Source organism: Dyadobacter psychrophilus (genome assembly GCF_900167945.1).
GTDB classification, from domain to species: Bacteria; Bacteroidota; Bacteroidia; order Cytophagales; family Spirosomataceae; genus Dyadobacter; species Dyadobacter psychrophilus.
Window position 1 is genome coordinate 31,276 of record NZ_FUZA01000014.1, and the last position, 22,914, is coordinate 54,189.

Genomic DNA, 22,914 nt, shown 5'->3' on the forward strand with positions numbered 1-22,914 from the left:
GTCAGGCATCAACAATTTATTTGTCAGTCAGCTGCTTTCTGTAAATCAGCCGCATAAAGGTTGGAAATACCAGCAACAGCATGGGAAGCCCGAAAACAAATCCCCCAATAACCGCTACGGCCAAAGGCTGCTGCATCTGCGCGCCCAATCCGAGTCCCAAGGCAAGTGGCATTAGGGCGAGAATAGCGCCAATCGCTGTCATGAGCTTGGGCCGGATCCGCAGCGCAATCGCATAGTTGATCGATTCGTCAAGTTTACCGGACTGCGCCATATTCGCACGGAACTGGGCTACTGTAAAAATGGCATTTTCAGCCAGGATGCCTACGATCATGATAATACCCGTATAACTGCTGACATTGAGGGGGATATTGGTTAAATACAAACCGGTAATACATCCGCAGATTCCCATCACCGAAATAAAGAGCAGCAAAAGGGCAAGCAGCCATTCTTTAAAAAGGAACATGAATACCCCGAATACAAGCAGGGAAGCAAGAACCAGGATCAATAGCAATTCGTGGAAAGACTGCTGCTGTTCGGAGTAAGCACCCCCATACGCAATTGTATACCCTTTGGGAAGTGAAAGTTTACTGTTAAGTGCCTGTTGGATTTCTGTAATGGCACTTCCCAGGTCAAGGTTACTAAGCCTGGCAGTGAGCACCACAGCGGATTTCAGGTTTTCCCGCCGCTGCTCGGTTTCTCCGGGGACAATCTGGACGCCGCTGAAAAAGGTAAGTGGGCGCGTTGAGCCATCCGGAAGAAAAATCAGCTGGTTTTTAATATGCTCCAGATCGTTCACTTTCAATTCAGCGAAGCGCATCACAATCCGCCGCATCTGTTCTCCGTCCTGCATCTGGCCCACCTGGATGCCCGCCGTCATGGCTGCCTGTGCCGGAGAAGGTACTGGCTGGTTGGCATTAATCCCCAGTGTGACTCCACCGGTATAGGCGGCCAGTTGATTTTGAAAATCCAGCAGCGAGATTTTATATTGGGCAAGGAGCGCCTGGTCAGGGGTAAAAACTAAGGTCGGGCCGGCGACTCTGAGACCATCGTTAATATCTTCCAAACCGCTGATCTTTGAAATGATACCTGCGGCCTGCTGTGAGATTTTTTGGAGCGTAGCGTAATCATCACCAAAGAATTTAACTTCAATGGGCTGCGGTGTACTCATCAAATCCCCGAGAAGATCCGCAATCCGCTGTCCGAAAGAAATGTTAAGTACAGGTTGCTGTGAACTGATTTGTTTTCGCAGCTCATCGATCACATCAACCGTCTTTTTGGTCCGCACCTTTTTCAACTGAATGGAATAGTCCCCGTAATTCTGCGGTACGGTGCTAAATGACATCCGTATGCCGGTCCTTCGGCTGTACGTTTCCACGTCGGGATGGGCAATGATCGTTTTTTCTACCTGCCGAAGTATGCGGTCCGTTTCGGGAAGCGAGGTACCCGCAGGCATAAAATAGTCAAGCACGATCGTGCCTTCATCCAGATCCGGCAGAAAACCCGTTTCGAGCTTTCCATAGCTCCACCAGCCGCATAACATGAAAACGATCACCAGCAGGGTTGCCACAATGGGTTTATTAAAAAACCAGGTGAGCCACCTTAGATTTTTCATTTGCTGCTGACCAGTAACATGATGAGATTTTTTAGGCTCTTTAAAGCCGATCAGCATATGAAAGACAGGTAAAAGCAGCCAGGTAACCAGAAAGGACGTAACCATTGTCAGCTGCATGGTATCAGACAGTTCCCGGAAAAAGCTTCCGGCCAGTCCGCTCATCAGCCGGAACGGAAAGTGGATCACGATCGTGGCCAGAGAGGAGCCGACCATCGCAGGAAATAGTTCGAGAATAGCCTCTTTAACGACGCTAAACCGGTCTTTACCGGGATGGTCTTCGTGCTTTCGGTAGATCTGTTCAATAATAACAATGGCATCATCAATAATAAGTCCGATAGAGGCCGCGATTGCTCCCAGCGACATGATGTTGATCGATATGCCGGCCAGATAAAGTACCAGCATGGTAAAACCCAGCGTAACAGGAATGGTTAACATCACAGCAAGACTCGCCCGCCAGGAGCGAAGAAATACGATCATAACCAAAATGGCAAGAAATAATCCTTCATAGATCGTCCTAATTACACTATCTATGCTATCTCCTACAAAAGAAGCCTGGTTGTAATAGGGTTTTAACACCATGCCCTGGGGAAGCTGTTTTTGAATTTCTGCCGCCTTCTGAGAACATTCTTTGGCAAAATCGATCAGATTAATACCCGGCTGCTTGATCAGGTCAATGAGCACAGCATCATGGCCGTTGGCATTGACAATCAAAAATTCCACCTGCTCTTTCACTTCGACTTTCGCAAGATCTTTTAGTTTTACCAGCCGACTTCCGTCGTTTTTAATTACTAGGTTTTCAAGCTCTGTCACATCCATTAACCTGACATCCGTTAGCGACAGATAAAGACGGTTCAGGTCTTCTACCGGTCCATTGGAAAGCACATAGTTACTGTTATTGAAAACCAGGCTGATCATCGAAGGTGTAATGCCCAGCAGCGACATTTTAACAGGATCCGTTGTGATGACAAACTCTTTGTTTTTCCCGCCCCTGACAACCACGTTGGAAATTCCCTGAACCTGAGAGAATAAAGGCCGAACGATCAGGTTCGCCTTATCGCGAAGGGCGACCAGACTGTGTTTTTTACTCTCCAGGGTATATCCATAAACTGGAAATACAGATTGATTCATGGCTTCGGCAGCAATGCTGACTCCAGCAGGCAGAAAGTTTTTAATTTCATTGATCCGGCTTTCTACCTGGGTTTTTGCGCCATAGACATCCGTGTTCCAATCAAAGAACACGTCTATGACACAGCTGCCGCGGCTGGTAGAGCTTTTTACGACCTGAACACCTTTTACTTTCTTGACCGCACTTTCCAAAGGTTTGGTTACCGTGATCATCATACGGTCAATGGGCTGCTGTCCGGCATCGGCAATCAGGGTGATCCTTGGAAACACTACTTCGGGAAACAGGTTCGTTTCCATTTGGGTATAAGAAAAAATACCTGCCATCGTCAGCAACAAACCGATAAACAGAATGGGTTTGCTGAATATTTGAAGATAATTTTTATTCTCCATGGGTTTGGCCGGTTATGGATCCGGCGTTAAAAAAATGAGCAGTTAAATGAAAATAAATGCTGGACGCTCCCCAGGAAAGCAGTGGGCTGATCATCAGTGGAACCAGTACATCCGAAGGGAAATGGACTCCCAGATAAACACGGCTGTAAGCCACCAGAAATGCCCAGGTAAGCATGATCAGTGCAGTCATTGTCACTTGTTTTCGGGCCGTGAAAATCATATAAAAACTCAGCGAGAAAACATTCATCGCGTGTGATGAGACAAAGCCATACTTACCGCCCCGGTACTGGTTCACGTAATGCAGCATATGTTCAATGCCAGGTGTATGACTTGGTCGGAGCCGGTGAAAGATGGGTTTAATTACCGAGGAAGCCAACTGATCGCTGATCAGTATCAATAGGGCTGCAACAAAAAGATGAACAATGGCCTTTCTTCCCAGATCTTTGATCCAAAGAATAATAATCAAAAGATAAAAAGGTACCCAGGCAATTCTGCTGCTTACCGTCCACATGATACGGTCCAGTAGTGGTGCGTGGGCTGCATTGATTTTAATCAGCCAGGCCATGTCCAGGTAATTGAATATTTCTGTCATTTGCGCCGGGCAGCTAACCGCTGATTTATTTTGTAACATAAATAAGAGGTGCCTGCTCCGATGATTGCACCGGCCAGTACATCTGTCGGATAATGCACCCCAAGGTCTACACGTGAATACGCAACTGAGGACGCCCACAGGTAGGCAGGGGCGATCACATACCATTTGGGACAGATCAGACTGACCGATGTTGCCAAAGCAAATGCATCGGTGGTGTGCCCGGAGGGGAAAGAAGGGCTGCCGCCTTGCGTAGCCTTTTGAATAAATGCGTATGTCACAAAAGGACGGTCTCGGTGAACCAAATATTTAAGGGCATCGGTCACTACCGAAGCAGAAATCACCGAGACTCCGATGTAAATCGCGTTTCTTTTTAAAAGAGAATCTTTCTTTAACAATCCCAGGCCAAGCATTGCAATCGGAATGCCCAAACTTACAGGAGCCGCAGAATTTGTTATTCCCCGGAAAAAGCCATCTGTACCCGTGTTCCGGTGCAGGTTTACAAACTTCAACAGGTTGATATCTGCATTTTGTGCATACGCTGTTTTGAGCAGCATCAGGGAGAGCAAAAAGAGAACAAAAAGTGATTTTTTCATTTAGAGATGCTGATTAGGGCTGTATCGGGTAATCCGTAGCTTCCCGAGCTGATAATCCGGTCCGATAGCGAGAATTTAGGAGAGATGATTTCGACGTTTTCGCTGTTTCTGTTTCCGATCTGAATGGGTACTTTAACGGCGGTACTGTCATCAATGAGTTTCATGACCCAGTATTCGCTCATCATTTCATCGGTTAATACCGCTGATTTTGGAAATACCTGCTTGCCGGTCGAACTGGATTTGGACACCATCACTTTTACGATCATGTTTTCGGGAAGAAACAGGCTTTGTTTTGTTTTGGCCAGAATCGTCTGTGTCTGTGCCAAGACATTCATCGCTGTAAGCGCCGTTGAAAAGGTGCCCGGGTAAGATTTATTATCCGGCAGGATGATTGTACAGCTCTTACCCGTTTTGGCAAAAGTGGCATATTCAAAGGGAACATTGACCATAAAGGCCAGATCACTGCTTTCAGCGATCGTGCACAGAGGACCACCTTCCAAAACGTAATCGCCCGGCTGCTGTTTGTCCAGAGTACTGATAACCCCTGATGCAGATGCCCGGACCTTGATGATGCCAAAGCCTGAAAGGGTAGAATCAATCTTGACGGCTTCTGTTCCTAGCGCCCTGCTTTCTTTTGATTGCAGGATGTAGAGAATATCACCTTTAATGACCTTATCACCCAGTTTTACGTTGACACCCGTGATAAAGGCGGGGATCGGGGCAGTCACAATGTTTCTTTTCAAGTAGTAGGTGGTAGCAAATAAGGTCAAATCATCGGAAATGGAACCTTGCCGCACATGAATAACTTTGACCTGAGCTTTGGGTGCAGACTCTGTCTGGGCAGCATCAGGTTTGGTTGCCGGAGTACAGCTATCTGTCAAAAAAGGTAAAACCAGGAAGAACAAAAGAATACGTTTCATAATAGTTAAATTGGGTTTTACCAGTTCCAGTAATTGTAAGCGTTTATCAGTACCTGCTTTTGGGCAGAGAGCAGCGCGTAGTCCCTTTGGATAATCGCCCTGTTTTTCAGTGTTGTCAGGTAGATAATGATTGAGAGCTGGCCTGTTAAAATCTCCTTTTTATAAGTGTTTAAAAGCGTTTCGTATTCAGCAAGTTGCTGCTGGGCAAGGCTTTCTCTAAGGCCGTAAGAGCCGAGTTCTGCAAGGATCTTTGCTTTCCTGACTGTATTTTGATTGATGAAATTCTGTCTGGAAAAGGAAACTGATTTTTGCAGCACCTGGGTTTTATTTCTGGTAATGACCTTTTGGTGGCCATCAAAAAGGGGGTAAACAAGCGTAAGCCCGACACTGGCTCCCAGACGCTGGGGGATAGTCGGAGCATAAATGGCATTGAGTCCGGCATTTGCATTCAGGTTGAGCTGCGGTTTGTATTTGAGCTCAAACACATTTTGCAGTGCGGCCAGGTTAGCACTATCTAATTTGTATTTTTCCAGAAATACTGAGTTTTCAGGTTCGCGCGCGAGTTGCAAATTTATTAGTTGAAGATTAACCAAAGTCGTGTCGTTGATACCGCTTAACACGTTCAGGTCCATCAGGTCTCTTCGGTAACTTGCCCGGAAAGCAGCCAGCTGCGCCAGCATATTTTCGTATTCAAGATTCAGAAGGCTTAAATCGGATTGTTTATAAATACTTGATTCCACAAGTTTTTGAACCAAAGCCCGCTGCTGCGGAAGCATCTGGGAAAGCTGATCCAGATAACGGATTTGCTCTAAATCCTGCTGGCACAAAATGTACTGATCTGTAACCAGCTTTTCCACGTCATGCCCTGAAATGGCAGCCAGATTCTGGTTAATCTGCGCACTGACCTTAAACTGCTCGCCTGCAATCCGGGCGCGCTGCTCGTTAAACAAAGGCTGTGTTAGCGTAAGCTGGGCAAGGTACTGACCGCCGTTAGACGCCCCGATGTCGTAACCGAAATAACGGTTGGCACCATTTGAATTGGGTTCGAACCGGGTATGGCCGTTATCGGTGGATACAATTGGGGCAAAAAGATAGGTGGCAGTAACACCAATTTGAGGTTTGGTGTAAAAAGCTTTCAACCGCTCAACCTCGATCAGGTTCGCTCTACCAAGATTGACATTGTCGTTGACCAGCGGACTATTTTCTCTGGCTCTGCTCGTATAATAGGTCAGGTCGCGTTGCGCAGCAAGCGGATGTAAGTTTCCCAGAAAACTAATTACCAATAAATATTTGAAAAAAGACATAAACTGGATCAGGTTAGGAAGGCATCAGTCGGGTTCTTCTGCTATGAAATTTCCGGCGGTATCGAAGATGAGCTCTTTGCCGGTAATCTGGATTTCATACGTCGTATCACCAGCGGTCTTGACAATTTTCTCACACCGAAGAATTCTTTCCTTAGGATAGTTGGCGGTTATATATCCTTTAATTGCTTCAAGATTGGGCAGTGCATTCTCGGACAAGACAAGCTCAGTTTCAGTGACATCATTTTTCTGGTCAAAGGAAACGGCTCCTTTTTCAGATCCTTCGGAATATTTGGCTTCCCAGATCGGGGGTTCATCATTCCATTTTTCAATGACTGCCTTTGGATGTAGGGTCTTAAAAGCTTCAACCGTTTTTTCTGGAGGAGTTGTACCTTGTTTTTTTTCGGTACAGGCGGCCAAAATTACGATGGCCAGCAGTGGCAACGTTTTGTTTTTCATGTTTTGCGATCATTAAGTTGTCACAAAACTCTGGGCCAATTTTGAGGAATTTCTGTTTACAAAAAATAGTTCACGAAAATTGATGAGCGTACGTTTGGTAGGATGTGAAGTAGTATTTTTAATAGCGAGGATGTTTTGAAAAGAATTTCCTAAGCTAGAAAAAAGAATAGATGACATGATAAGTATAACATGTAAAAAAACGGTTACCTAATTGGAAGGGTTTACATCAAGGTTGTTATGTTAATTACAAGTATGGATGATTATAATAGATTTTTTAGACCATCTCAATGAATGACTGTTTTGCATACCTCAATCGCAATGCAGAGATACAGGAATAGGGCCTTATGCCAAATGAAGCTATATAGCAACCTATATTTTACTATTAATTATAACACCACGATGACGCAAATATTTATAAAGTGTCATTTTAGAGATTTCCAAATCGGCAGCAATTTCATTCACCCCCAGCTTGCGTTCATTGTAAAGCGTTTGTGCTAACATCGCCTTTTTTTCAGCTTCTTTCGAAAGGCCACGGCTACGTCCTCCTTTTCGCCCACGTGCACGGGCGGCTTCCAGTCCGGATTTAGTCCGTTCCCTGATCAGGTCTCTTTCAAATTCGGCCAAGGATGCAAAAATATTAAAGATTAGTCTGCCTTGGGCAGTCGTAGTATCGATAGAATCATTAATAGAAACCAGGCCAATTCCTCTTTTTTCAAAATCGGAAGTCATTTCCAGAAGATGTTTCAAAGAACGTCCTAACCGGTCCAGTTTGTAAATGTAAATAATATCCCCTTCACGAAGGATCTGTTGCATAGCAGCGAGCTGCGGTCTATCGGATTTTATTCCGGAGGCTTTTTCCTGAAATACTTTTTCACACCCAGCCTTCTGCAAAGCATCTAGCTGCATTTCCAAATTTTGGTCCTGGGTCGATACCCGTGCATATCCAATTTTCACCTTTTGTCTACTTTAATTCATCTAAGATACCAAATTTAATGTACTTAGATTGGTATACAAGTTTATTTTACTAAATTGATAAAATATGTCTTGTTTTAGGCCACTCTTTAAGCTCGAAAGTGCAGAACAGGTTTGTACATTCTGAGTAACGTTTTTTTATACACACAAATCGTCTCATGCCAAGAAAAGAATGCCTGACTTCCGAAGCCCGGCAACGATTTGACAATCCACCAGTTTTGAATGCTGACCAGAAGTCGATCTTCTTAGATGCTCCCCAGTGGGCAGCTGAATATGTCAAAACTTTGCAAACACCTTCGAATAAGGTTGGCTTTCTTTTGCAGGTCGGATACTTCCGGATTGTTAGTCGTTTTTTTGGATCAGGCCGTTTCCACCAAAGTGACGTCGATTTCGTAGCTGCAAGAATTTCGGTTGATGTCAACGCGGTTCACATGAGCGATTATGAAGGAAGGACCTCACTTAGGCACCGGGAAGATATTCTTGGACATTTTGGTTTTGCCGCCTTTGAAAAATTATCAGTTGAAGCTTTGATCGAAGAAACACAGAGGTTAGCCCATGTACAGACCAGGCCATACTTGATATTCGAAGGGATGGTAGATTTCCTTCAGGCACATCATATCGAAATTCCAACTTACCAAAGCCTGAAAACTATTTTGGATAAAGCGCTTAACAGCTTCGAGCAAAATCTAGAGTCTATTTTAAGCAAATATCTAACAGCGGCTGATATCTTACTTTTGGAGCAGCTTCTTGTTGAACACAGTTCTTATCAAGAAGATAGCAAGAGGCATTTAAAAGTGAAACGCTATGAGATTACATTTTTTAAGCGCGTTTCACAGTCCATGGAGACAAAACAGATCCATGAGCGTGTAGCAAACTTTCAAAGTTTAAAGACAATGTATTTGCAGCTGTTACCAGTTGCAAAGCGCTTAAAGCTGTCGGATGCAACCATTCAATTCTATGCCGAATATGTAATCAATAACCAGGTACCGCAGATAGCTACACGCAGCACCAACCGTTATCTGCTTTTGATTTCCTTTATCATTCACCAGTACTATATGCTGGGCGATGCACTTATCCTGACCTTAAACAGTTCTGTTACTAACTATGTCAATGGTTGTGAGAACTTAGTAAAACAAGAACTGTATCAGAACAGGATGCAGACCGCGCAGCTAGTCAGCAGCGTAGCCCACCGCAGCACCACCCACATTGATGTTTTGGGTGCCATTGAAAAAATCATTGCTGATACTACAATGGAACCGTTGGCCAAAGTAACCTTGATTGAACAGCTTTTTAAAAACAAACGGTTATCTCAAAAACTCTTACAGGAAGACCAGCAGCGCCTTAAAGATTTAAGGGAATCCAACCAAAAGATAAACGACCGGGAAGATTTTTATCAGATGCTCGAAAAAAATGCATCCAAGTTAAATGGCAAGGTTAGCGATATTGTAAAAGCACTGATCCCAAGTGCCACTTCTTCTGGAAAGGACATCCTTACAGCAGTTCAGTACTACAAGGAAAAAAACGGTGCTATTCTAACGCGCGCATTGGTACCAACTAATTTTTTAGGAATGGAGCAACAGCAGCGGGTATTAACTACGGAAGGCAAATTACGGACAGGTTTATATAAAGTTTTCCTGTTTCAGGAAATCAGAGATAATATCAAGTCTGGTGCGCTTCCAATCGATTCATCGTATGATTACCGCAGTTTTGACGAATATGAAATACCGTCTGCAGTTTGGAATAAAGAAAAGGAAAAGCTGATTGAACAAGCCGGTTTAACAGCTTTTGCCGATTCACGAAAAACCCTGGTTAAATTAAATGAAAGGTTGAATGCCCAGATTAAATTAACCAATGAGCATATAGAAGCAGGCAGTAACAAACAGGTATACTTCGATCCCGCCGGTGACTGGCACTTGATGAAAGATAAGCGTTTGGAAGAAGTCACGGATCTGGAATCGCTATATCCCCAGGAATATGTCATTCCACTAGTCGAAGTTCTCTCAACCGTCCAAAATGCAAGCGGCTTTATTTCTTCTCTAATTCACGGTGGAATTGATCATATCCCTAAACGCCCGGAAGAGAATTTGTTCTTTGCTGCAATTCTTGGCTTCGGGTGCAATATCGGTATTCGTAAATTCTCGTTCATGTCCAAAGGAATCCGGACCACTTCGCTGGAAACAACTGCACTTCAATATTTTTCACCAGAGACTGTAATACAGGCAAATGACAAGGTACTTGCTTTTAGCAATGCCTTACCACTTACCCAGCATTATAGAAAAGATGCTGACTTTGTTCATACTTCCAGTGATGGCCAAAAGTTTGATGTGTCCGTTGCGTCGTTGGTCGCTTCTCCGTCATTTAAATACTTTGGTAATGGCAGGGGTGTTACCATGTATTCCTTTCTGGATGAAGCTGGACAGTTATTTTACTCGACAGTATTCAGTGCAGCAGAACCCGAATCCCACTACGTTTTGGATGGTCTGACCCACAATGAAGTGATCATTCCCAACGCACATTCAACAGACACGCATGGTTTCGTGCGACCTGCAAGGTCGATTAAGCAATGCGGTAGAATTCCGCTACCCCTGCCCAATGGGGTATTCTTACCAAAGCGTGCGGGGCCGGTAACAGCCCGGTGCGAAGCCTTTGGGACAATGTAGCTTTCTAGTAGCAATTAGTGGCCAACGGAAGAACTAAGAAGAGACGGCTCATGGCTAACTTGGTGTGAACTGGTGGTAAACTTCGTTAGAGTGAGACAGCGAAAACTAATTGATACGCTGTGACCAAAAGGTGAAGGGGCAACAAGCGAGACTGTATCCTCCTTGCTTGATTGGGCTGTCGCCCCCTCGGAGAATAGCCAGAGCCTACCAGCCGTCAGGAGCGTGTTTAAACGGCAACAGGGTAAGCCCCATGAGGTCTCCCGTCAGGGGAGTAAGCGGATCGTAAGAAAAGCCGAATTCCGCAGGGGGTAAAGGAACACAGGAGAAAGCGAATGGTTATCTGTAATGGATGACATAGGGTTTCCAGCTTTGACCCGGTCCGAAAGGACGCCCACTTCCTGTATGGTTTGTTACATAAAAATGAACGAAAAAAGAGTTTGAATTAGCGTGAGTAAGCCAATGAGATCTTCGGATCAAACGACCGCACTAAGCATGAAAACCGCCTGGCACCAGATTAACTGGGCCAAGGCGCAAAAGCATGTAAGACACATTCAGTTCAAGATTATGAAAGCGTATGAGACGGGTAACAGAAAACGGGCCAGGGCCTTGCAGCGACTGCTGGCAAGAAGTTTTTCGGCCAAAGTGTTAGCTGTCAGAAAAGTAACTTCGAATGACGGAAAAAGCACACCGGGGGTAGATGGGCAATTATGGAACATGCCAGAAAAGAAATGGCAAGCGGTTCAACAGCTCAATCGTGGAAAGTACCGGGCCAAACCTTTGCGGCGGGTAGAAATACCCAAAGCCAACGGCAAGACACGCCCGTTAGGTATTCCGGTGATGTATGACCGGGCGATGCAGGTGCTATGGGGACAGGCGTTGGAGCCGATTGCGGAACGAGCCGCCGATCTGCGCTCGTATGGATTCCGAAGGTACCGAAGTGCCCATGATGCTATTGAGAACTTATGGAACAGCCATTGCAAAGGGACAGCATATGTATTGGATGCCGATATTAAAGGCTGCTTTGACAACATCAGCCACCAGTGGTTAATCAAGCATATTCCAATGGATAAGCAAATACTCAGGCAGTGGTTAAACTGTGGGGTCATTATCGCTGGCAAATATTACCCAACCACCAAGGGTACTCCGCAAGGAGGGCCGATCTCACCGATGCTGGCCAACCTTACCCTTGATGGACTAGAGCAGGCCACCGCCAAAGCGGCCCACCTGACCTGCCATGGCTACACCCAGCAAAGCCATTGGGGACACTATCAACGAAGTGGCCTGCACGTAATCCGCTATGCGGATGACTTCATCGTCACCGCTAAACGGGCCGAATATCTTACGGAAGCGATCGGCGGCATCAAACAGTTCCTGGCAGAGAGGGGACTGGAATTAAATGAACAGAAAACCTCATTGGGGCATATTGATCAGGGTTACCAGTTTCTGGGTTTTCATTTACGACGCTATGCTGATCAGAAAGTAATCATTAAACCGACCGCTGATGCGCTCAAATCCGTAAAAACCAAAGTGAGCCAGATAGTACGGGAAATGATTGCGCGCACACAGGATGATCTGATCCTTGGACTGCGTCCGGTGACGCTGGGCTGGTGCCAATATTATCAAACAGTTTGCTCACAACGGGCATTCGAGAAATTAGACAACCATGTCTTCAAACGGCTTTGGTGGTGGGCACAGCGCCGGCATAAACGCAAATCGGCCCGATGGATCAAAAACCGCTACTGGCGTGTCGAAGGGAAACGGAAATGGAACTTTGTAACCGGGCAAACCCGCTTGCCGCAGTGTGAGCACATCCCAATTATTCGAGTTAAAAATCTGAGAATCAAAGCGAACATCTTTATCGATGAAACGTACTTCAAACAGCGCAGTCAGGACTTGGCCCAACTACGCATGAGCCGGCGCGAAGCACAGCTTCTCAGCAAACAAAACGGTTATTGCCCGATGTGCAAAGGTGTCCTACAAGTGGATGATCAGACAAACCTGCATCATATTCAGCCTAAACTAACTGGAGGCCGTAATGATATCGGAAATCTGATGCTTGTTCATGCCAATTGCCACCAGAGTTACCACGCTACCCATTACGCAAGACGAACTTGAGCCGTATGAGCTGAAAGGTTCACGTACGGTTCTTAGAGGGGTTGGGGGCGGCAACGTCCCCCGCCTACTCGACAGTGAGCCCGTATTTGCTGTGACAGGCCTTTTAGGTATCGAATTCCGTCCCAGATTTGCAAGGTTTCATCATCAACAGCTTTATTCCATTGACGAAGCGCGAACTTATCGTGAGTTGAATTATAAGATTGTTCCGGGTCTCAAAATTAATCTGGTCCACCTGGAAAATCATTGGGACGAAATTTTGAGGCTCGTTTGCACAATCAAGCTGGGTTATGCCAAAGCGTCCACATTGTTCAGACGTTTAAATTCATATTCGAAGCAACACCCGCTTTACAAGGCTCTCAAAGATTTGGGAAGGCTCTACAAAACCGCATACGTCTACCAATATATGGATGATGAACTAATCCGTAAATCGGTGTCCGGATCCCTTTCAAAAATTGAGAGCAGCAATAATTTTTCAAAGGCCATAACTGTTGGCAACAACCAGGAATTGATCTGGGCTACCCGGAAAGAACAATTGACGGCAGAAGGTTGTAAGAGGCTGATAGCAAATGCGGTGAACACTTATAATTTGTTGCTGTTATCCGAAAAACTGGTAGCAGCTGAGTCCGAACAGGACAGGCAGATCTTATTGAAAAAAATTCTTGCAACTTCTACCCACAGCTGGGCACATATTAACCTGGTGGGGGAATACGACTTTTCCGATGGTAAGGACTACAAAATGTTTGACCTGGGCTCGATCATGGATTTAAATCTAGCGCCTTAGAATTCAATATTCCGGACTAATGGTAAATAAAAATCCTACGCGAAAGTCGTGACGGTTTTTCTCCCTTTCTTTAGTTTACCCCATGTAATAATTTTCAGATTTTCCCTTGGACAACCTATCGAGCAGATCAACAATTACATCCCGTTCCATTTTTTTGTACTCATTGAGTATCGAGAAACTCCGGACACGATCTTTGCCGACTACCGCGCCCAGACGCCCGATGGATGTGCCCGTAGATTCGTCCAGGTCAATAAAATTTGTTTTCTGTTCTTTCTGGTTTTGTGCTACAAACCATATAAACAGGGATTTGCCTACGCCACCTTTTGACTGTAATACCAGATTAATTTGCTTCATGCTAATAGTTATTGATTATTAATAAAGTACAATATCAGAAATCAGTAAAATCCATTCCTGGATCTTTCTTCCCTTTTGGTTCTTTTGTGGCTTTTTCAACGATTGTACCCAAATCCTGTTCAGGCAGGGCAGGAGGGAGTGCCGCCAGGTCCGATGGTTGGCTGACTGGCGAGCCTGGTGCAGCTACCAGCGGGGCAAGCTGGGCGGCCTGCTTGGTTTTACGTCTTCTTTTCAGGTTATAGATGGCGTCCTCTGTGATGTTAATACCGAGCTCATCTTTGACCTGACGTATCATGATCTGGGCGGGAATGTCAAAGAGGTAATCGCCATAGTACCTGGCCAGCAGATCAAAGCGACCTTTCAGCTTCATTTCAAATGCCTGCAAGACATACTTCTTATCCATAGGACAGCAAAAAGACATTTTTTAAACAACTATAAAACGAAAATAGAACAGAAACTATAATATTCAATAAATGACAAATAAAAAAGTAAAAAAGGAGTTACTAGCGCTTATATTCGTGCGTTTGTTGTTTGTGTGAAGGTAAAGCAAGCCATGTGTTTGTATATACAAATTTTCCGCTTCGCTTCAAATCTGCATCTCCAAACACACCGGTCGTGCCTCCCTTGACTTGCTGGGGCGCTGCCCCAAACCCCGCTGTCACGGACAGCTTTTATACTTTTAGCTATGGAAGAACAAGAAAAGAATCCGCATTATGAAGCCCGCAAGGCCGGTGCAGCCAGGCGGGAAAACAAGGGTAAAATGATCCCTGTCCGGGTTACCGAACAGGAGCATGCACAGATCAAAGCCAACGCGATCCTGGCCGGCCTGAGCGTGTCTGAATACCTGCGTCGGCTGAGCACTGGCCACCAAGTGCAGGCGCGGTTTGAGAAGGAGGAAAAGCGCAACCTGCAAGGTATCGGCACCAACCTGAACCAGCTGGCGGCCTATGCCAACAAAGGCTTCTTTTATGAGAAGCCTTTGCTTGAAGTTTTGGAGCAACTTAAAAAAATACTAAAAGCATGATCGCCAAAACATCGATCGGATCGAGCTTTTCAGGCGCGATCCATTACGGGGCAGGCTATACCGTGGAAGGAAAAGAGATCATGGGCAAAGCAGATTTGCTGGTGACGCACAACGTAGTTTCGCGAGATCCAGAGGGCATTGCCGCCGAAATGCAGCAGGAGGCGTCTTACAGCCGGTGCAAGACACCGGTGTGGCATTCATCTATTAGCTGGAAGCCGGAAGAAAAACCCACCCGGGAGCAGATGATCGAGACGGCCAACCGGTACTGTCAAAAGATGGGCGCTGACCCTAAGGATCACCAGATTGCCGTTTATGAGCACCATGACAAGCCCCACCAGCATATCCATGTTTACATTAACCGTGTGCCGACGGATGGGAGCAAGGCACTGGAAACTTCGCACAATTATGCACGCAATGTCCGGATCTGTAAAGAGATCACCCAGGAGCTGGGCTTTTCCAAGCTGGAAAAACTGGAAGAAGGCAAATTGCGGCATGTGGCTGTCAACCAGGAGGAAGCACAAAAGGTCGTTAACATGGCAATAAAGGCTGCTTTAAAAGAGGAATCTGACACTCCGGAAGATATGGAGCGACGGTTGAAAGAAAAAGGGATCGAGTGCAAATACAAGATCGAAGAAGATAGGCTGAAATATTCCAGTTACAGCTATCAGGGCGTACCGATCAAGGGGCAGGATGTGGGTTTTACCGCTAAACAGTTACAGGCCAGGTTGGACAAGAACCTCGAATTTAAAAAGGAGCAATCGCAGCAAGTCAAACCAGATCCACAGCACAAGCAGAAACGCGGTCGCGGGATGGGCTTTTGATTTTCGTCCTAACATTTTGTTTTAGGACATACAGCATACATTACCATATTGTTAGTAATTGGCATTTGAATGCGTACGGATCAATTGCTCAGATAGGCCAAATGATTATAACAAGTTAGCCATTTAATAGCACAGCTCTGCTAACAGCTGCCAATCAGGATATGCCAGTTGGATGTCTTGGGAAATGAAAGACCTGCCATTAAAGAAAGTTTCGAAATCATGGCCACCATACTCTTACTAATGATGCTGCTTTATCTATGCCAAGCACAGCTATTCCGATGCTCATTATGCCGGCAATTACCTGAATAACGATCATGCCTGTTATCAATTTTGGTAGAGAAGATTCAGGTAGACTTTCCGCTTCGATATGAAACCATTTTCCGGCACTGAGTTTGATGTTCCGGATTTCTTTTTCTTCTTCTTTTTTGGCTAAATTTTTCATTGCGTAAAGATCTAGCCTGAAAAAGAAAAATGGTAGGACACCTTTTTAATTTATGTGTGACAATAATTTAACTTATTGAATGTCAAGCAATCCGAAACGTGCCGGGCGTAAGCCGTCAAATGATAATGATAGAAAATCAGTAAATATCAGAGTCAGGCTTTCCAAGAGGGAGCTTTCTATGATTAAGTCACTGCATGATCGAAATGATCTGAAAAATATCTCCATCATGGTCAGAGAGATTCTTTTAAAAGAAAGGATTCATGTAGAAATAGTAAACACAGATGTTGCGGACCTTCTCAGAAGGTTGGAAGAACTACAAGGCCAAATGCGTAAAATACTGAAAACCAAGACTTCCAACTTTGAGGAATTCAAACCAGTGGCTGAACAGATAATGACTATTCTTAAAGATACGTATTCAAAAATTGATAATATCGCTTTGTCGCTTCCAGATTTAAGAGAATATGAAGAATGGGATTCACACACTAAAGAATGGTATGCTAGATATATAGATCATTATAAACAGTTTAGTGAAGATTAGGCGTTGGGACGGAAATTTAGATTTCAACAAAAAATAATTTACTTCTCCAATCTGTTCCCAATAATATATATATGATTTGGTTCTTGAATTACTATGCCCTTGAGTAGTGATACGTCAGAAGGAAAGCTCCTACCAATACGGACCAATAAGACAAGAGCACCGAATGAATAAAGCAAAATTCGCTTGTCAGTATGACCTAATAGTGTTAAGTTTCCCTATTTGTTTTTTGTTACTCTTTATCTTTTCCCTATTAACAAAGAATGGCCCTTAGCTGGATTGAAATAAAAGACCGCGCCCTACGATTTGCGAACGAATGGAAAGATGAGGCATCGGAAGATGCCGAAGCCAAATCTTTTTGGGATGGTTTCTTCGACGTATTTGGTGTAACACGCAGACGACTTGCGCAATTTGAAAAGGCCGTCGAGCGCCCGGGTAGGAGCAAGGGGTTTGTCGATCTATTTTGGACTGGTACATTAGTCGTCGAACATAAGTCACGTGGCCGTAGCTTAGACGATGCCTATAAGCAAGCGGTTGACTATTTTGTGGGGCTGAAAGATCACGAATTACCTCGCTATGTGCTGGTATCTGATTTCGCACGTTTTCGGCTTTACGACTTGGAAGAAAAGATAGCTACGAATGAAGAAAATAGCTATCATGAAATTCCGCTGGCTGAACTGCATCAGTACGTTAAAGAGTTCGGTTTCATGCTGGGCTACGAGAAACGTACCTATAAAGAAGAAGACCCTGTTAACATCAAGGCTGCTCAGATGATGGGTAGCCTGCACGACAAGCTTAAAGAAGTCGGCTACGAAGGGCATACCCTCGAAGTGTACTTAGTCCGGTTTTTGTTCTGCCTGTTTGCCGACGATACCAGCATTTTCGATAAAGGCATCTTCCTTGATTACCTGACCCAGAATACCCGCGAAGACGGCTTCGATCTAGGGCAACAGATGGCGATGCTTTTTCAGGTCCTTAACACGCCCGTTGACAAACGACCCAGAAATCTGGACGACGCCCTTGCGCAATTCCCCTACGTTAATGGCAAGCTATTCGCCGAAAACCTGATGATTCCAACCTTTGACCGAACGATGCGTCAAATTTTGCTAGACTGCTGTGGACTCGATTGGGGCCGCATCTCACCGGCTATCTTCGGTTCGCTGTTTCAGTCTGTCATGAACCCAATAGAACGGCGTAACCTCGGGGCGCATTACACCTCTGAAAAAAATATTTTTAAGGTTATCAAACCACTGTTTCTGGATGAACTGTGGCGTGAATTCCGAACCGTACAGAGCGACCGAAAGAAATTGACCGCCTTCCACGGGAAGCTGTCAAGCATGCGATTCTTAGACCCGGCTTGTGGCTGCGGCAACTTTCTAATCATTACATACCGTGAACTTCGACTATTGGAGATTGAGGTTATCAAGGTGTTGCAGAAAGGGCAGCAGTACGTCACTGTTAATGCCTTGGTGCTAGTTGATGTGGACCGGTTTTACGGCATCGAGTACGAGGAGTTCCCGGCGCAGATCGCGCAGGTGGCAATGTGGCTCATGGACCACCAAATGAACATGCGGATATCAGAAGAGTTTGGGCAATACTACGTCCGGCTTCCACTCCGTAAGTCGGCTACCATAGTACACGGCAACGCACTTCGCACCGATTGGCAATCATTACTGCCTGAACCCAAAGAAGGAGAGGTGCCGACCCACTACAATTTTATACTTGGTAACCCACCGTTCGTAGGAAAACATTATCAAAAAAGCAGCCAAAAAGCTGACATGCTAGATGTTTTTAAAGGAATTAAAAGCGCGTCCGATCTAGATTATGTATCGGCTTGGTTTTTGAAAGCAGCTCAATATCTACACAGCTATTCAGAATCTAAAATTGATGTTGCCCTGGTTTCCACAAACTCAATAACTCAGGGAGAGCAAGTGGCTCTTCTTTGGCCGCTACTTCTCAAGGTCTATGGTGTTAAAATAAATTTTGCTCACCGTACTTTCAAATGGGCTAATGAAGCGCGCGGCAAAGCAGCAGTTCATTGCGTCATTGTGGGTTTTTCTAAAACCGAAAAAAACACTAAGCTACTTTACGATTATGTAACCCCAACCAGCGAACCGTTAGAACAGACTGTAGCAAATATTAACCCGTACTTGGCCGCTGGCCCAAATGTGGTTGTGGAGAAAAGACGTACTCCTTTTCTGGGTATGCCTGAGATGCGTTGTGGCAATAAACCCACTGACGATGGAAATCTGCTTTTGACAGATGAGGCAAAAGATAAATTAGTAGCTGCGGAACCTGCGTCATTGCCTTACATAAGACCATTTATTGGCTCAGAAGAATTCATCAATGGCAACTGGCGGTGGTGTTTGTGGCTGGAGCAAGTTAACCCGTCAGAACTACGCAAAATGCCTCTTGTCCTTTCCCGACTTGAAAAGGTCAAGCAGTTTAGACTTGCCAGTACCGCCGAGCCCACCAGGAAAGCAGCCTCTACTCCGGGACGTTTCTTTTTTGTGTCACAGCCAAAAACAGAATACATCTTAATTCCCGAAGTTTCGTCTGAGCGGAGAAAGTATATTCCCATCGGTTTTATGCGGCCTGAGGTAGTTTCGAGTAACAAGAATTATTTGATTGCCGAGCCAAGTCTAATGTTGTTTGGCCTATTGTGTTCCGCCATGCATATGACCTGGACAAAATACACGTGTGGTAGATTAGAAAGCCGGTATCAGTACTCAGGAAGTATTGTTTATAATAACTTTCCATGGCCACTTTCGCCTACTGACAAGCAGGCCAATAACGTAGAGGTGGCGGCCCAAAAAGTGCTCGATGTGCGGGCTTCGTTTATTGGCAGTAGCCTGGCCGATCTGTACGACCCGCTGACGATGCCGCCGGCGTTAGGTAAAGCCCATCAGGATCTTGACCGGGCCGTCGATCAATGCTATCGCAAGCAAGCCTTCGCCGACGAGACACGCCGGATTGAGTACCTGTTTGAGTTATATGAGCAATACAAGGCTCCGTTGGTCACTTCATTAGCGGAGGAAGTAAAGAAAAAGAAAAGAACATTCATGTGATCCACATTGGTAATGTGACACTGATCATCTTTAAAAACATAATCTTCCCGAACGACTACTTTGCTGTCGCTTTTGCCGAAGAACCGAAATTATCTAAGATAATCAGGAAAGTGATCGAGTTTTAATGAGGAAGCACTACGTTATAGCAAAAAGATGTATTGAACCTATCGTTCCCATTTGGACAACTGACCACAACTAAATTACCTATTTAGCTACTCACAAGCATAGGCTGTAAACTAAATTTACCCAAATAATGGTAATATGTTACAGAGCAGGCCTTAAACCACTCACAATGACTGTTACAACGATACTATATTAATATAGCTGATATTCATTTATAAGAGAATTTATGGAAGTATTTATATATTATTTACTCTTATTACTCAAAGTAGGCGTACTTATATTTATTGTTAAGGGATGTGTGTATTTGTATGATACTTACCAAAATAACAAAGAGAATAGACGAGTTAAAAGAATTGAAAGAATAGAAAATCAAAAAAAGTTAAATATAGAGACGGAAAAAAATCGCCAGATAGCACAGCAAGAATGGGCATTATCAAAGTATAAGACTGAAAAAATTAGAGAGATTAAAGATGAAGCTTTGAAAAGAATCTTATGGAATAACTATTATTCAATGCAGAATGGCGAAATACATGTAAATCAACTAACAGGCTGGGAATTTGAAAAGTTTGTCGGCAATCTATATTGTCAGATGGGATATCAGGTCACTATAACTAAGAAGTCGGGGGATTTTGGAGCAGATATTATAGCTATAAAGGATTCAAAGAAGACTGCAATTCAGTGTAAACGGCAAATATCAAGTGTCGGCGTACAAGCGATCAACGAAGTTCTGGGAGGAAAAGGATATTATAAGTGCCAGTATGCTGCTGTCGTAACGAATTCAACATATACCGGCCAGGCTATAAGTACAGCTATTGCAAATAAAGTTAAACTAATTGATGGACAAGAATTAACCAGATTATGCAGTGCATTTCTAACTCATCAAAAACCTGATTACAATAATGAGGCTTTTAATAAAATATCTGATTTGATTGGAAGATTTATTCGATATCCTACCATTAGTGAAATTGATTCCTTTATTAACTCTCACATCCTAGCAGCTAAATATGTTTCTGAAATAGAGAACTCGACAATAATATTGGATAGTGTCAGCTATGACTACAACAATCTTTTTAAAAAAGATGAGAAAGAAACTGCATTTAAGGCAGATAAATGGAACGCTAATTTATCAGGAAATTCTCAGTTAGATTTGTTTACACCAATAAGTGGGCACGAAGATTTAAAAAATAAGGGTAGAGAACAAAAGATATCAGTTGAAGAAAACAATAAACTTCCTCTAATCAACTTAATTAGTAAACATAATGAGTTGCAAAATGCCCGAAAGGATAGAAAGCAAGATATACCAGAGAATAGAGAAACACTACCTTCCTTGCCCACTCCGGTAAACAGACATGATGATTTAAAAAACAGAATTAAGGATAAAGAGCAAGATATACAAGTTGGGGAAAAGAAATTACCTCCCTTGCCACTCACTTCTATAAGCGAACCGGACAATTTAAAGGTTGAAGTTATAGAAAAAAAGTTACTAGTTCATAAAAAGAATGCACATAACTCTCCCACCTCTTTAAGTCGACTGGATAAGTTTAATATTAATAATAGAGAGCAAAAGACAGCAGTTGTCGAAATGCTGGAAGCTGACTGGTTTATGAATGTAAGCTTAAGTATTGCAATGAATACTATAGTTCTAGATGTAATGAATAGATCTGAAAGAAAAGTGAATATTTCTGACAAAAAAATGGTGTTTCTAAATGTGGGATTTATGTTATTTCAATCTTACAAGGGAAGAAGTATGAGGAAAGATGTTTTAGAATCTATTAGTGAGTTAGCTGAAAACGTCATTACTATTAATCAGCAAAATGATAAAAGGAAATATCTTCGTGAACTTATCTACGGCTATATTGAGATAGATTTTTTTTTAAGACATGAGAATGATCCTAATGGTTCATATATTAGTTACAAGGCATTAAGGGAGAATCGTGATAAAATTGATGATGCGATACAAGCTTCGATTAGCAACCATAAAATTGATATTAATCCTAAATTTGCCTTGTATGTCAAAAATAATTGAAAGCATCATAAATGTGTAGGACATCTTTGCGACAATGGATAGAATCGTTCTAATAGGAAATGGTTTTGACATAGCTCATACGCTTCCAACTGGGTATAAAGATTTATCAGCCATTTAAAAACTTAATATATTTAAATTATCAGGAAGGTAATCATGAAAAATTAGCAGGATTCGGCTCTTCTTTCTAACACTAAGCGAGCAGATATTAGAAACAATATTATATCATACCAATCAGCATGCGCTTAACTGCCAGGGTGGGGATAGGTTAGTTGTCTGGCAGCCCGCCCCCATTGTAAAATTGCAAAATGTCGATTCACAATTTCTTTATCAGCTCAAAGGCTTCCGCTGGTGTATTGACGGCGTAATCTGGTTTTGCATCTAATAACAATTGGCTCTCAGCACTACCCCAAAGGCAAGCAACAGATGGAATACCGGCAGCTTTGGACGCTTCAATGTCAATAGCGCGGTCACCGAATGAGAGAACGTCTTCCGGTCTAGCTTTTAGATATTGGAGCGCTTTTAAAAAGGATTCCGGGTCGGGCTTTCTCTTTTTAACGTCATGGTAGCAAATCTTATAATTATATGGTATGCCCCAATGAGCAAGAACTTTACCACAATAATCACCAGGGCTTGTTGTTATAATGCAGATGTTATATCCGTTCTCTGTCAGATACTTGAATAGATCGCTCAGCCCATCATATAATATAAAATTTGGAATGGCAGAATATGCTTTTGCCCATTGACCTGTTTTTCTAAATTGTTCAGCACTACTTGTATTAACAAGTGTCTGATCTAAGTCAAATATTAGATTTTTTATCATTCATTAGAAGGGTATGACAAACTGAGCCTCAGTTTTCTTCTTAGCTTTTTTTGGAGATTTTGTCTTGGCTGTAGTAACTACTATTTTGTTTTCAGCAATAAGCTCTTTTGCAGCTGGCTCGACCTTTTCCTTTTTCGGAGTAGCAGTCTTTTTTGTTTTCGATTTTGCATCAACAGGCTTA

At 43.7% G+C, this 22,914-nt stretch carries 19 protein-coding genes; 8 read left to right on the plus strand and 11 right to left on the minus strand.

The window, feature by feature from the left end:
- Positions 1-16: 16 nt before the first annotated feature.
- The 7 genes from B5X68_RS27255 to B5X68_RS27285 all read right to left on the minus strand — a co-directional run bounded on the left by B5X68_RS27255 (position 17) and on the right by B5X68_RS27285 (position 7,946).
- Complete coding sequence (locus B5X68_RS27255; protein WP_082217939.1) at positions 17-3,127, minus strand: efflux RND transporter permease subunit; 3,111 nt, start codon at positions 3,125-3,127, stop codon at positions 17-19.
- Positions 3,117-3,719 (minus strand): phosphatase PAP2 family protein, encoded by a 603-nt coding sequence (locus B5X68_RS27260; RefSeq protein WP_170916746.1) that lies wholly within the window; start codon positions 3,717-3,719, stop codon positions 3,117-3,119. Before B5X68_RS27260 ends, B5X68_RS27255 begins: the two co-directional genes overlap by 11 nt.
- Positions 3,716-4,312 carry a phosphatase PAP2 family protein gene (locus B5X68_RS27265; RefSeq protein ID WP_082217941.1) on the minus strand — a complete coding sequence of 199 codons (597 nt, stop codon included), beginning with the start codon at positions 4,310-4,312 and terminating at the stop codon, positions 3,716-3,718. The genes B5X68_RS27260 and B5X68_RS27265 overlap by 4 nt, the downstream gene beginning before the upstream one ends.
- Positions 4,309-5,232 (minus strand): efflux RND transporter periplasmic adaptor subunit, encoded by a 924-nt coding sequence (locus B5X68_RS27270; RefSeq protein WP_082217942.1) that lies wholly within the window; start codon positions 5,230-5,232, stop codon positions 4,309-4,311. The genes B5X68_RS27265 and B5X68_RS27270 overlap by 4 nt, the downstream gene beginning before the upstream one ends.
- A gap of 17 nt (positions 5,233-5,249) precedes the next feature.
- The gene (locus B5X68_RS27275) at positions 5,250-6,536 is read right to left on the minus strand and encodes a TolC family protein (RefSeq protein ID WP_082217943.1); all 1,287 of its coding nucleotides are present in this window, start codon (positions 6,534-6,536) and stop codon (positions 5,250-5,252) included.
- Between the two features lie 24 nt (positions 6,537-6,560).
- Complete coding sequence (locus B5X68_RS27280; protein ID WP_082217944.1) at positions 6,561-6,992, minus strand: hypothetical protein; 432 nt, start codon at positions 6,990-6,992, stop codon at positions 6,561-6,563.
- 369 nt (positions 6,993-7,361) lie between these two features.
- Positions 7,362-7,946, minus strand: a complete 585-nt coding sequence (locus B5X68_RS27285) for a recombinase family protein (RefSeq protein ID WP_082217945.1) — start codon at positions 7,944-7,946, stop codon at positions 7,362-7,364.
- A gap of 176 nt (positions 7,947-8,122) precedes the next feature.
- Between B5X68_RS27285 and B5X68_RS27290 the strand changes: the two genes are divergently transcribed.
- From B5X68_RS27290 to B5X68_RS27300, 3 genes are all read left to right on the plus strand, one after another.
- Positions 8,123-10,624: a Tn3 family transposase gene (locus tag B5X68_RS27290; RefSeq protein ID WP_082217946.1), complete on the plus strand. Its 2,502-nt coding sequence runs from the start codon at positions 8,123-8,125 to the stop codon at positions 10,622-10,624.
- A 492-nt stretch (positions 10,625-11,116) separates the two neighbouring features.
- Positions 11,117-12,739: a group II intron reverse transcriptase/maturase gene (gene ltrA / locus B5X68_RS27295; protein WP_170916747.1), complete on the plus strand. Its 1,623-nt coding sequence runs from the start codon at positions 11,117-11,119 to the stop codon at positions 12,737-12,739.
- Positions 12,687-13,520 (plus strand): Tn3 family transposase, encoded by an 834-nt coding sequence (locus B5X68_RS27300; protein WP_082217948.1) that lies wholly within the window; start codon positions 12,687-12,689, stop codon positions 13,518-13,520. Before ltrA ends, B5X68_RS27300 begins: the two co-directional genes overlap by 53 nt.
- 75 nt (positions 13,521-13,595) lie before the next feature.
- Here the strand turns inward: B5X68_RS27300 and B5X68_RS27305 are convergent, their stop codons facing one another.
- Both B5X68_RS27305 and B5X68_RS27310 read right to left on the minus strand, forming a co-directional pair.
- Positions 13,596-13,874, minus strand: a complete 279-nt coding sequence (locus tag B5X68_RS27305) for a P-loop NTPase family protein (RefSeq protein ID WP_082217949.1) — start codon at positions 13,872-13,874, stop codon at positions 13,596-13,598.
- A 34-nt stretch (positions 13,875-13,908) separates the two neighbouring features.
- Positions 13,909-14,295 (minus strand): hypothetical protein, encoded by a 387-nt coding sequence (locus B5X68_RS27310; RefSeq protein ID WP_141110444.1) that lies wholly within the window; start codon positions 14,293-14,295, stop codon positions 13,909-13,911.
- A gap of 264 nt (positions 14,296-14,559) precedes the next feature.
- On the opposite strand from B5X68_RS27310, the gene B5X68_RS27315 reads away from it, so the two are divergent.
- Both B5X68_RS27315 and B5X68_RS27320 read left to right on the plus strand, forming a co-directional pair.
- Positions 14,560-14,898 carry a plasmid mobilization protein gene (locus tag B5X68_RS27315; RefSeq protein ID WP_082217951.1) on the plus strand — a complete coding sequence of 113 codons (339 nt, stop codon included), beginning with the start codon at positions 14,560-14,562 and terminating at the stop codon, positions 14,896-14,898.
- Entirely contained in the window at positions 14,895-15,719 is an 825-nt protein-coding gene (locus B5X68_RS27320; protein WP_082217952.1) for a relaxase/mobilization nuclease domain-containing protein, read from the plus strand. Before B5X68_RS27315 ends, B5X68_RS27320 begins: the two co-directional genes overlap by 4 nt.
- 217 nt (positions 15,720-15,936) lie before the next feature.
- Here B5X68_RS27320 and B5X68_RS27325 read toward each other — a convergent pair whose 3' ends face one another.
- Positions 15,937-16,161 carry a hypothetical protein gene (locus tag B5X68_RS27325; RefSeq protein WP_082217953.1) on the minus strand — a complete coding sequence of 75 codons (225 nt, stop codon included), beginning with the start codon at positions 16,159-16,161 and terminating at the stop codon, positions 15,937-15,939.
- A 79-nt stretch (positions 16,162-16,240) separates the two neighbouring features.
- On the opposite strand from B5X68_RS27325, the gene B5X68_RS27330 reads away from it, so the two are divergent.
- The 3 genes from B5X68_RS27330 (at position 16,241) to B5X68_RS27340 (ending at position 21,913) form a co-directional block, all read left to right on the plus strand.
- Complete coding sequence (locus B5X68_RS27330; protein WP_082217954.1) at positions 16,241-16,699, plus strand: plasmid mobilization protein; 459 nt, start codon at positions 16,241-16,243, stop codon at positions 16,697-16,699.
- Between the two features lie 260 nt (positions 16,700-16,959).
- Positions 16,960-19,764, plus strand: a complete 2,805-nt coding sequence (locus B5X68_RS29320; RefSeq protein WP_082217955.1) for a DNA methyltransferase — start codon at positions 16,960-16,962, stop codon at positions 19,762-19,764.
- Between the two features lie 349 nt (positions 19,765-20,113).
- Positions 20,114-21,913, plus strand: coding sequence for a restriction endonuclease (locus B5X68_RS27340; RefSeq protein ID WP_082217956.1), 1,800 nt, complete (start codon positions 20,114-20,116; stop codon positions 21,911-21,913).
- 313 nt (positions 21,914-22,226) lie between these two features.
- On the opposite strand, the gene B5X68_RS27345 is transcribed toward B5X68_RS27340, so the two are convergent.
- Positions 22,227-22,733, minus strand: a complete 507-nt coding sequence (locus tag B5X68_RS27345) for an HAD family hydrolase (protein WP_082217957.1) — start codon at positions 22,731-22,733, stop codon at positions 22,227-22,229.
- Positions 22,734-22,914 lie beyond the last annotated feature (181 nt).

Bases quoted from the DNA above. Each gene is read 5' to 3' on its own strand.
- B5X68_RS27255 (WP_082217939.1), bottom strand. From the start codon at position 3,127: ATGGAGAATAAAAATTATCTTCAAATATTCAGCAAACCCATTCTGTTT.
- B5X68_RS27260 (WP_170916746.1), bottom strand. From the start codon at position 3,719: ATGACAGAAATATTCAATTACCTGGACATGGCCTGGCTGATTAAAATC.
- B5X68_RS27265 (WP_082217941.1), bottom strand. From the start codon at position 4,312: ATGAAAAAATCACTTTTTGTTCTCTTTTTGCTCTCCCTGATGCTGCTC.
- B5X68_RS27270 (WP_082217942.1), bottom strand. From the start codon at position 5,232: ATGAAACGTATTCTTTTGTTCTTCCTGGTTTTACCTTTTTTGACAGAT.
- B5X68_RS27275 (WP_082217943.1), bottom strand. From the start codon at position 6,536: ATGTCTTTTTTCAAATATTTATTGGTAATTAGTTTTCTGGGAAACTTA.
- B5X68_RS27280 (WP_082217944.1), bottom strand. From the start codon at position 6,992: ATGAAAAACAAAACGTTGCCACTGCTGGCCATCGTAATTTTGGCCGCC.
- B5X68_RS27290 (WP_082217946.1), top strand. From the start codon at position 8,123: ATGCCAAGAAAAGAATGCCTGACTTCCGAAGCCCGGCAACGATTTGAC.
- ltrA (WP_170916747.1), top strand. From the start codon at position 11,117: ATGAAAACCGCCTGGCACCAGATTAACTGGGCCAAGGCGCAAAAGCAT.
- B5X68_RS27300 (WP_082217948.1), top strand. From the start codon at position 12,687: ATGCCAATTGCCACCAGAGTTACCACGCTACCCATTACGCAAGACGAA.
- B5X68_RS27305 (WP_082217949.1), bottom strand. From the start codon at position 13,874: ATGAAGCAAATTAATCTGGTATTACAGTCAAAAGGTGGCGTAGGCAAA.
- B5X68_RS27310 (WP_141110444.1), bottom strand. From the start codon at position 14,295: ATGTCTTTTTGCTGTCCTATGGATAAGAAGTATGTCTTGCAGGCATTT.
- B5X68_RS27315 (WP_082217951.1), top strand. From the start codon at position 14,560: ATGGAAGAACAAGAAAAGAATCCGCATTATGAAGCCCGCAAGGCCGGT.
- B5X68_RS27320 (WP_082217952.1), top strand. From the start codon at position 14,895: ATGATCGCCAAAACATCGATCGGATCGAGCTTTTCAGGCGCGATCCAT.
- B5X68_RS27325 (WP_082217953.1), bottom strand. From the start codon at position 16,161: ATGAAAAATTTAGCCAAAAAAGAAGAAGAAAAAGAAATCCGGAACATC.
- B5X68_RS27330 (WP_082217954.1), top strand. From the start codon at position 16,241: ATGTCAAGCAATCCGAAACGTGCCGGGCGTAAGCCGTCAAATGATAAT.
- B5X68_RS29320 (WP_082217955.1), top strand. From the start codon at position 16,960: ATGGCCCTTAGCTGGATTGAAATAAAAGACCGCGCCCTACGATTTGCG.
- B5X68_RS27340 (WP_082217956.1), top strand. From the start codon at position 20,114: ATGGAAGTATTTATATATTATTTACTCTTATTACTCAAAGTAGGCGTA.
- B5X68_RS27345 (WP_082217957.1), bottom strand. From the start codon at position 22,733: ATGATAAAAAATCTAATATTTGACTTAGATCAGACACTTGTTAATACA.